Raw genomic sequence first — 8,808 nt, forward strand, 5'->3', positions numbered from 1 at the left:
GGATCGGCACGAAAAAGCACCCGCTCGGTCGGTTGCGCTACGTCGCGGATCGGTCCCATGACCTGCCCGCATCCATCGTCATCAGCATCAACGCCGGTCAGTGGCATGTGTCATTTGCCACCGAGGATGACGTGATCCATCCGCGCCCTGCAGAGATCCAGGCCGAGTTATCGCAGTGGGATGAGGCTTCATTGCACGCGGCCACCATCGGCGTGGATCGCGGCGTGGCGGTACCTGCCTACGCCAGCACGGGATCGGTGTATGCCTTCGACCCGGTGCAAAAGCAGCGAATGGCCCGCAAGGAACGCCAGCGCCTTCGCTGGCAGCGTCGGATGGCGCGACGTGCCAAGGGCTCATCCGGCTGGCACAAGGCCAAAAAGCGCGTGGCCCGCACCCACATCTACGCCAACAACGTGCGTAAGGACTTTGCCCATAAGGCCAGTCACGCATTGGTGACGGCGCCGGGGGTGAGGCTCGTGGTCATGGAAGACCTCAAGGTGGCCTCCATGAGTCGTCGCCCGAAGGCAAAGACCGACGAACGGGGGCGCCACGCACCCAACGGTGCCCGCACCAAGGCGGGGCTCAACAAGGGCATCCTCCATAGCGCCTGGGGCAAGATCAGAACCTATGCCCAGTACAAGGCACCGAGAAACAACGTGTTGTTTCTCGTGGTGCCGCCGCACCATAGCTCGCAGGAATGTGTCGTTTGCGGCCACATTCATCCCGACAATCGGCTCAGTCAGAGCCGATTTGTCTGTCAACGCTGCGGGCAGACCGATCATGCCGACCACAACGCCAGCCGGGTGATTGCCCGACGCGGCGTCACAGCGGTGATCGGTCAGTGCAAATCTCTTCAACAGGTAGGGGCGGTGCGCCCCGAACCGCCGTTCCCGGACGGCTACGCCGGTGGAGATCAGGGTCAGTCGCAGAAGGGCAAGCGCCCAACTGCGCACCGATCATCGAAACCGGAAACCATGCCTACAACCGCTCAAGCGGTTTAGGGGTGGTAGTTCATCAACCTGCGCAATGCCCTGGCCCATGGCCTGCAAGCCCATGACGGAAAAATCGAGAGGTTCCTGCTGGATGAAATCCGGCTGCAAAGGAAGCTCAAGGAACTGGGAGAAAGGCTGGGGTTTTTCTATCATTAGATGGACTTTCGCGCCACTTTTGACCAAACTGACTGCCAACTGGCTTGACGCCGGAGGCGCGCATGACCACTGCCAATATGAATACATCCTTCATCTCCGCCGTGGCTCTACTTGGAGATGAAGACGTGCTAGGTTGCAGACCGAGGGTGATGATGGACTGGATACCCCTGATTCGCCAGGGCTTACCATCGGCCTCGGTCGATGCAGTGGTGCGACTGACGCAAATCAAGCGGACCGAGTTGGCGCTTGCCTTGGCTATCCCGGAACGCACGCTCGCCAGGCGTAAGCGTGAAGGCGCTCTTTCACCGGAAGAATCTGCCAAGTTCGTACGTTTGGCTCGCACTGTTGAGCGTGCCGAAACCGTGTTCGAGGATGCGGACATCGCGCTGAACTGGTTGCAGAGTCCGAATGCGGCGCTCGGCGGCGTCACTCCTCTGTCGCTACTGGATACCGACATCGGCGCCGACAGCGTGCTGGATACTTTGGGGCGCATTGAACACGGTGTATTTGCCTGATGCGCACCGTGTGGCGCATCACCACGGCGCGCTTTGCCGAAACGGCATTCAGCGGTGAAGGCGCACGTCTGTATGGTGGTCGCTGGAATCCGAAAGGCTGGGAAGTGGTCTATACGGCCGAATCCCAATCTCTGGCTCTGCTTGAACTGATGGTTCAGGATGACCCCTTACGGGCACACTACGTCCTGATTCCCGCAGAGTTGCCATCCGACCTGCGCCAGATGCACATCGACACCGAACAGCTACCCGATAACTGGCGAACCATAGGCGCCCGAGGTGCCCTGCAAGCCATCGGCCTCCAATGGCTCAAAAACGCTCAAACAGCAGTACTGAGCTTACCCAGCGCCGTGGTTCCCGCGGAACGCAACTATCTGTTTAACCCGCGTCACCCCGATTTCACTCGGATCACCATTGGCAAGCCCCGGTCTCTGCAAACCGATACTCGCCTGCTGCGTAATCTCGCATGATATTAGTTATAGGCCGTCGATCCGACAGAAAAAACTATTCATCCGGCAACCAAAAGCCGTCACGCCATTTCCGGAGACGCCCCCAGACACGTCCTTATCGCGGCAACTGTATCACCATCCCTTCGATCAGCATCCGGCGGGCCACTTGCTCGCCCAGGTCGGTGGCGGCGGCCCGGTCCTGCACCGGCCCCAGTAACACGCGGTACATTGGTCGCTCGCCCTTGCTGAACTGGGAGACATTGACGGGAAAGCCCTCCTGCTCCAGCCTGGCGCTCAACACCCGGGCGCGGTCCACCTCGCTGAAACTGCCCATCTGCACGAACCAGTCACCGGCATCGGCTTCCGGCGCCACCGCGGGACGCTGCCCCAGACGCAACTCCGGCAAGGCTGTCAGTTCCCCCCGGTAGCCCACGGGCTGGGGTACGCCGGTGGCGGCCTCGGCCACCTCACGCACCCGCGTCCAGTCCACCCGGGCGGGCTTCTCACCCACCGCCGCCATGATGCGCTGGATCGCCGGAGTGATGCTGTGATCCTCCTTGAATTCTTCCAGGGGCGGATGGGCCTCCAGGTACAGGACATCCCCCTTCCAGCCGGCCTTGAAGGGCTGGTTGACGATATTGACGGATGTCCCCACCGGCACCCGACCATAGAGGGTGCGGATGTCATTATTGTCCATGCGGATGCAGCCGTGGGTCGCGCGCATGCCGATGCCGGTGGACCAGTTGGTGCCGTGGATCAGGTAACTGGGGCGGCTCAGCCGCATGGCGAACTCACCCAAGGGGTTGTCCGGCCCCGCCGGCACCACTGCTGGCAGAGTCTTGCCCTGGGCGGCATAGGACTCCCGCACCGACCGGGGCGGCGTCCAGGTGGGATTTTCACGCTTTTCGGTGATCTTCAGGGTACCCAGGGGGGTATCCCAGTCCATGCGCCCGATGCTGACGGGATAGGACATCACCTGCTTGCCGTCGGCGGCAAAATAGTAAAGTCGCATCTCCGGCAGGTTGATGACGATATCTCGACGGGGTGCGTCCGGCAGCACGAACTGCAGCGGCAGCAGTACTCTGGCCCCTTCGCCGGGAATCCAGGTATTGAGGTCCGGGTTGGCATTGCGGATGGCCTCGAACCCCACCTGATGACTGCGGGCAATGTCGATCAGGGTGTGTTCATGGCGGGCCTCCACATGCCGCAACTCGCCCACCAGATCCGAGCCCGGTTGCAGCGACAGGGTTGTTGCCCCCAGGCCGGCGGAAAGACTCCATGCCCATGCTCCCAGCAGGGCCAGGGCAGACACGCTTCTACACTTCATGACTCCACCACCCCCAACATCCCCTCGCGCAGACGCGCAACTTCGTCCCGCAGGCGGGCCGCTTCTTCAAATTCCAGATGACGGGCATGCTCAAGCATGCGTGCCTCCAGGCGACTGATCTCCTTGAGCGTGTCCCGGGGCGACAGCCGTCCGTAGCGTGCCTCCTCCTCGGCCACCTTGGCATGGCGTTTCGGCGTGGCCATGGCGCCGCCGGCATAGGCCCCTTCCATGATATCGGCGATGCGCTTTTGCACCCCCCTCGGCGTGATGCCATGGGCCTGATTGTGGGCGATCTGCTTGTCCCGGCGGCGGGACGTTTCGTCCATGGCCCGACGCATGGAGCCGGTGATGGTGTCCGCATACAGGATGGCCTTGCCGTTGAGATTGCGGGCCGCCCGGCCGATGGTCTGGATCAGGGAACGCTCCGAACGCAGGAAGCCTTCCTTGTCCGCATCCAGGATCGCCACCAGGGACACCTCCGGCATGTCCAGCCCTTCCCGCAACAGGTTGATCCCCACCAGCACGTCGAATTCTCCCAGACGCAGATCGCGTATGATCTCCACCCGCTCCACGGTGTCAATGTCCGAATGCAGGTAACGCACCCGAACCCCGTGTTCCCCCAGATAATCGGTGAGATCCTCGGCCATGCGCTTGGTCAGGGTCGTGATCAGAACCCGCTCGTTGGCCTTCACCCGCAGCCGGATCTCGGACAGCACGTCATCCACCTGGGTCGAGGCGGGTCGCACCTCCACCTCCGGGTCCACCAGTCCGGTGGGACGCACCACCTGCTCCACCACCTGACCGGCCTTCTCCTGTTCATAAGGGCCGGGCGTGGCGGAGACGAAGAGGGTCTGGGGTGAAAGGGCCTCGAACTCCTCGAAACGCAACGGCCGGTTGTCCAGGGCGGACGGTAACCGGAAGCCGTATTGCACCAGGGTCTCCTTGCGGGACCGGTCCCCCTTGTACATGGCCCCCAGCTGGGGCACGGTGACGTGACTCTCGTCGATGACCAGGATGGCGTCATCGGGCAGGTAGTCGAAGAAACAGGGCGGCGGTTCACCGGCGTTGCGCCCGGACAGGTAACGGGAGTAGTTCTCGATCCCCGAACAGTAGCCCAGCTCCAGCATCATCTCCAGATCGAACCGGGTGCGCTGTTCCAGGCGCTGGGCCTCCACCAGTTGATCCGCCCGGCGCAGCACCTCCAGGCGGTCCCGCAGTTCATCCTTGATCTGCTCGATGGCCGCCAGCAGGGTCTCCCGGGGGGTGGCATAGTGGGTCTTGGGGTAGATGGTCAGGCGCGGCACCCGGCGCAGCACTTCCCCGGTGAGGGGATCAAAATAGGAGAGCTGCTCGATCTCCTCGTCGAAGAGTTCGATGCGCACCGCTTCCCGGTCCGACTCCGCCGGGTGGATGTCGATGACCTCGCCCCGCACCCGGTAGGTACCCCGCTTGAGGTCCAGATCGTTGCGGGTGTACTGCAGTTCCGCCAACCGGCGCAGGATCAGGCGCTGGTCGATGACATCGCCGCGCTTGAGGTGCAGCACCATCTGCAGGTAGGCCCGAGGGTCCCCCAGACCGTAGATGGCGGACACGCTGGCAACGATGATGGCATCCCGCCGCTCCAGCAGGGCGCGGGTGGCGGACAGGCGCATCTGCTCGATGTGATCGTTGATGGCGGAGTCCTTCTCGATGAAGGTGTCCGAAGACGGGACATAGGCCTCCGGCTGATAGTAGTCATAGTACGAGACGAAATACTCCACCGCGTTGTCCGGGAAGAACTCCTTCATCTCTCCGTAGAGCTGGGCCGCCAGGGTCTTGTTCGGGGCCAGGATGATGGCCGGGCGCTGGGCGCGCTGGATGACGTTGGCAATGGTGAAGGTCTTGCCGGAACCGGTCACCCCCAGCAGGATCTGGTGGGCCAGCCCGGCATCCAGGCCGTCGAGCAACTGCGCGATGGCGGCAGGCTGGTCGCCGGCCGGGGTGTATGAGGTCTTGAGCTGGAAACATGAGTCCATGGGCTTATTTTATCCACCTGGTTTCAGTATCATCCTACCTTGACTCGGCGCGTCTTTCCTGTACGCGCCCTTGCACCCCCGCCGGGTGTGCACACGCAGAACCCCATCCACACACGCATTCCCTGGACATCGCCTTGGACATCAAGCTCTCTTCCCGCGTTCAGCGCATCAAGCCCTCCCCCACCCTGGCCGTGACCGCCCTTGCCGCCCAGCTGCGGGCCCAGGGCCGCGACGTGATCGGCCTGGGTGCCGGCGAGCCCGATTTCCATACGCCGGATCCCATCAAGGAAGCCGGCATTGCCGCCATCCGCAACAACAAGACCCGCTACACCGCGGTGGACGGCACCCCCGGCCTGAAGCAGGCCATCATCGACAAGTTCAAGCGTGACAACGGGCATGACTTCCAGCCCGACCAGATCCTGGTCTCCTGCGGCGGCAAGCAGAGTTTCTTCAACCTGGCCCAGGCACTGCTGAACGAAGGCGACGAAGTCATCATCCCCGCGCCCTACTGGGTCTCCTACCCGGACATGGTGCTGCTGGCCGACGGCAAGCCGGTGATCGTTTCCGCCGATCAGTCCCAGGGTTTCAAGATGACCCCCGAGCAGCTGGAAGCCGCCATCACCCCGCGCACCCGCCTGGTGGTGATCAACAGCCCCTCCAACCCCACCGGCGTGGCCTACAGCCGCGAGGAACTGGCCGCCCTGGGCGAAGTGCTGCTGCGTCATCCCCATGTGTTGGTGGCCACCGACGACATGTACGAGCACATGATGTTCCGGGGCGTGCCCTTCGTGAACATCCTCATGGCCTGCCCGGCACTGTATGACCGCACCATCGTGCTCAACGGCGTCTCCAAGGCCTATGCCATGACCGGCTGGCGTATCGGCTACGCCGGCGGCCCCAAGGCCCTGATCTCCGCCATGAAGAAGATCCAGTCCCAGAGCACCTCCAACCCCACCTCCATCGCCCAGGAGGCCGCCGAGGCCGCCCTCAACGGCGACCAGGGCTGTGTGGGTGAAATGTGCAAGGCCTTCGAGCAGCGTCATGACTATCTGGTGGCGGCCCTGAACGCCATCCCGGGCGTGGAATGCCTGCCCTCCGACGGCACGTTCTACTCCTTCCCCAGCGTCAAGGGTGCGATGGAGAAGCTGGGCATGGACAGCGACGTGAAGTTTTCCGAGTACCTGCTGGACAAGGTGGGCGTGGCCCTGGTGCCCGGTTCCGCCTTCGGCGCCGACGGTCACGTGCGCATTTCCTTCGCCACCAGCATGGACAATCTGAAGCAGGCGGTGGAAAGAATCGCCCGCGCGGTGGAAGGTGAATAAACTTCACAAAATGTGTTGACGAAGCCCGGCGGAATCCGTAATATGCCGGGCTTCCAAGCAATTCCCCGGTAGCTCAGTCGGTAGAGCGGGTGACTGTTAATCACTAGGTCGGCGGTTCGAGCCCGTCCCGGGGAGCCAAGATTGAAAAGCCCAGGTGGATTCACCTGGGCTTTTTTCGTGGCGCAGGATTTCCCCTTTGTCGGCCGGGTTGCAGTTCCCTCCGCCCAGGCCTAGTCTCCTTCCTTCCCGCTCCATTACATGGAAGAATCCCACCACAAGAATATGTTTATTATTGAAATGCCGTATTCAACCTGCTCTGACACCTCGTAAGAGGCACTTCGATTTATCTAGAGATGGCGCAACGGAATATGTAACCGTGTACTCCATCGAGCATTCCAGGAAAAACCACTATCATGGACTGGCTTTCACAGCGCTGGGGAGCGGCCCTGTCCCTGGGACTGGCCTGCGGTGCACTGATCACTTTCGTGCTGGCCCTCTCACTGTGGCAGGCCAACATTACTGCGCATACCCTCCAGGAACGCCTCTTGAATCAGGTGACGCAACTTGCAGCGGCCCTCGGCTGGGAAGATGCCGAAGCCATGACAAGGGTGGATCTGCAACAACGAATCCCTTTGTTGGACGGCATCGCAAGACAGTTGCAATCGTTTGCCGCACTGCAGTCAAATCTGAGAATCGTCACGATCATCCCCCGCGAAGGCATGTTCCTGTATGGACCGGAAAGCCATGACCCGTCCGATGCCGGACGGCAAGGAGAGCCTTACAAGGGGTCATCAGGCGATCTGCAGACCATCATCAATACCGGGCAGGCACTGTTTACCGACAGGCATGCGGACGAATACGGCTGCTATATCCGCGCCCTGGCTCCCATCCTCCATCCCCGTACCGGCGAGGTCTTGCTGATCGTCAGCCTGGAAATCCCCACGGATCTGTGGGATCGCAACCTGATGCGGACATGGCTACCCGGCCTAGGCATTGCCGGCCTGTTTCTGCTCATCTTTGCCTTGGCGATCGTCCGGACACTCAGAGCGGTCGAACAGAGTCAAGGCCGCCAGGAACAGGGGGAACTGGCAGCTATCGTGGTCACTACCCTGATCATCGGTCTCCTGCTCACGGTCCTTGGCACGCTCCTGGCGCGTCAGATCAATGAACAGGAACAACTCCGAGTCTTCGATCGGCAGGCCTCACAGTATGCGCAGCGACTCCGCGAAGTGTTTCAGAGGGCATCCGATGATCTGCATGTACTGGCGCGTTTCATGGAAGTTCACGGCGCGGACAGTCGCCTCGATTTCATTGACTACGTCCGCCCGCTGACGGAACGCTCTCCGCTTCAAGCCTACATGTGGGTTCCCAGGGTCACGCCTGACACCCGCCCTCTCATCGAGGCTCAGGCTCAGATCAATAGACTGCCCGGATTCCGGCTCCATGAATACAACCCCGCGGACGGCATTCGTCTGGTGTCCGAAGATTCGCTGAGAGTCCACTATCCGGCACTCTATATTGAGCCCCCGGGCAAAGGCTGGTCCACCCTGGGATTTGACATGGGCTCCCACAGGAGCCATCGCATTGCCCTGATGCGCGCGGTCAGTACAGGCAGGGTCATCGGCTCCGAGCCCGTCTCGTTGCTATACCTGGATGCTGGTCAGGATGAGCGGGGCAGCCTGATATTCAAGCGGGTCAATCACCGAGCCCATCAAGGCGGTGAAGCCGACTCAGACCCCCTGGGGGTTGTGGCCGCCGCCATGCTTTTCCAGGACGCACTGGAGAAGGTCATCGGCATGCATGACATCACGGTGGCACAAACGACGATGCAACTGATTGCTCTGGATCAGAACGCCGCACCCTCCCTGCTGGCCCAGCATCCCGCCACGGAACCCCCCCCCGGATCCGGGCCTTTTTCAGTTCAACACGCCTTTCGTCAGGGCCTATCCCCTGTTGGAACATGACCAGAGCTATGCGCTGGTCGCCAGGCCAAACGATGAGTTTTTCCTGAACCATCAGCAGTATGGGGTCTGGG

Annotated in this window: 7 protein-coding genes and 1 tRNA gene; 6 read left to right on the plus strand and 2 right to left on the minus strand. The window is 61.8% G+C overall.

Going from position 1 to position 8,808, the window contains the following annotated elements; genetic code table 11:
• The 3 genes from ECTPHS_RS13040 to ECTPHS_RS13050 form a co-directional block, all read left to right on the plus strand.
• The coding region (locus ECTPHS_RS13040; protein ID WP_008933228.1) for an RNA-guided endonuclease TnpB family protein at window positions 1-1,001 on the plus strand (1,001 nt) is incomplete at its 5' end.
• A gap of 209 nt (window positions 1,002-1,210) precedes the next feature.
• Window positions 1,211-1,663, plus strand: a complete 453-nt coding sequence (locus ECTPHS_RS13045) for an antitoxin Xre/MbcA/ParS toxin-binding domain-containing protein (protein ID WP_008933229.1) — start codon at window positions 1,211-1,213, stop codon at window positions 1,661-1,663.
• The gene (locus ECTPHS_RS13050) at window positions 1,663-2,130 is read left to right on the plus strand and encodes an RES family NAD+ phosphorylase (protein ID WP_008933230.1); all 468 of its coding nucleotides are present in this window, start codon (window positions 1,663-1,665) and stop codon (window positions 2,128-2,130) included. The genes ECTPHS_RS13045 and ECTPHS_RS13050 overlap by 1 nt, the downstream gene beginning before the upstream one ends.
• 94 nt (window positions 2,131-2,224) lie before the next feature.
• Here the strand turns inward: ECTPHS_RS13050 and ECTPHS_RS13055 are convergent, their stop codons facing one another.
• A complete protein-coding gene (locus tag ECTPHS_RS13055) occupies window positions 2,225-3,436 on the minus strand; it encodes a L,D-transpeptidase family protein (protein WP_083838863.1) in 1,212 nt (403 codons plus the stop codon).
• Complete coding sequence (uvrB, locus tag ECTPHS_RS13060) at window positions 3,433-5,451, minus strand: excinuclease ABC subunit UvrB (RefSeq protein ID WP_008933232.1); 2,019 nt, start codon at window positions 5,449-5,451, stop codon at window positions 3,433-3,435. Before uvrB ends, ECTPHS_RS13055 begins: the two co-directional genes overlap by 4 nt.
• A gap of 134 nt (window positions 5,452-5,585) precedes the next feature.
• Here uvrB and ECTPHS_RS13065 point away from each other — a divergent pair, with 134 nt between their 5' ends.
• From ECTPHS_RS13065 to ECTPHS_RS13075, 3 genes are all read left to right on the plus strand, one after another.
• On the plus strand, window positions 5,586-6,773 hold the full coding sequence (locus ECTPHS_RS13065; protein ID WP_008933233.1) for a pyridoxal phosphate-dependent aminotransferase: 1,188 nt from the start codon (window positions 5,586-5,588) through the stop codon (window positions 6,771-6,773).
• A 62-nt stretch (window positions 6,774-6,835) separates the two neighbouring features.
• Window positions 6,836-6,911 (plus strand) — tRNA-Asn (locus tag ECTPHS_RS13070).
• A 275-nt stretch (window positions 6,912-7,186) separates the two neighbouring features.
• On the plus strand, window positions 7,187-8,737 hold the full coding sequence (locus ECTPHS_RS13075) for a CHASE domain-containing protein (protein WP_008933234.1): 1,551 nt from the start codon (window positions 7,187-7,189) through the stop codon (window positions 8,735-8,737).
• The last annotated feature ends 71 nt before the right edge of the window (window positions 8,738-8,808 follow it).

It is taken from the genome of Ectothiorhodospira sp. PHS-1 (assembly GCF_000225005.1).
Lineage (GTDB): Bacteria > Pseudomonadota > Gammaproteobacteria > Ectothiorhodospirales > Ectothiorhodospiraceae > Ectothiorhodospira.

What these genes read in the sequence shown, in the direction of transcription:
- ECTPHS_RS13045 (WP_008933229.1), top strand. Translation starts at nt 1,211, where the DNA reads ATGACCACTGCCAATATGAATACATCCTTCATCTCCGCCGTGGCTCTA.
- ECTPHS_RS13050 (WP_008933230.1), top strand. Translation starts at nt 1,663, where the DNA reads ATGCGCACCGTGTGGCGCATCACCACGGCGCGCTTTGCCGAAACGGCA.
- ECTPHS_RS13055 (WP_083838863.1), bottom strand. Translation starts at nt 3,436, where the DNA reads ATGAAGTGTAGAAGCGTGTCTGCCCTGGCCCTGCTGGGAGCATGGGCA.
- uvrB (WP_008933232.1), bottom strand. Translation starts at nt 5,451, where the DNA reads ATGGACTCATGTTTCCAGCTCAAGACCTCATACACCCCGGCCGGCGAC.
- ECTPHS_RS13075 (WP_008933234.1), top strand. Translation starts at nt 7,187, where the DNA reads ATGGACTGGCTTTCACAGCGCTGGGGAGCGGCCCTGTCCCTGGGACTG.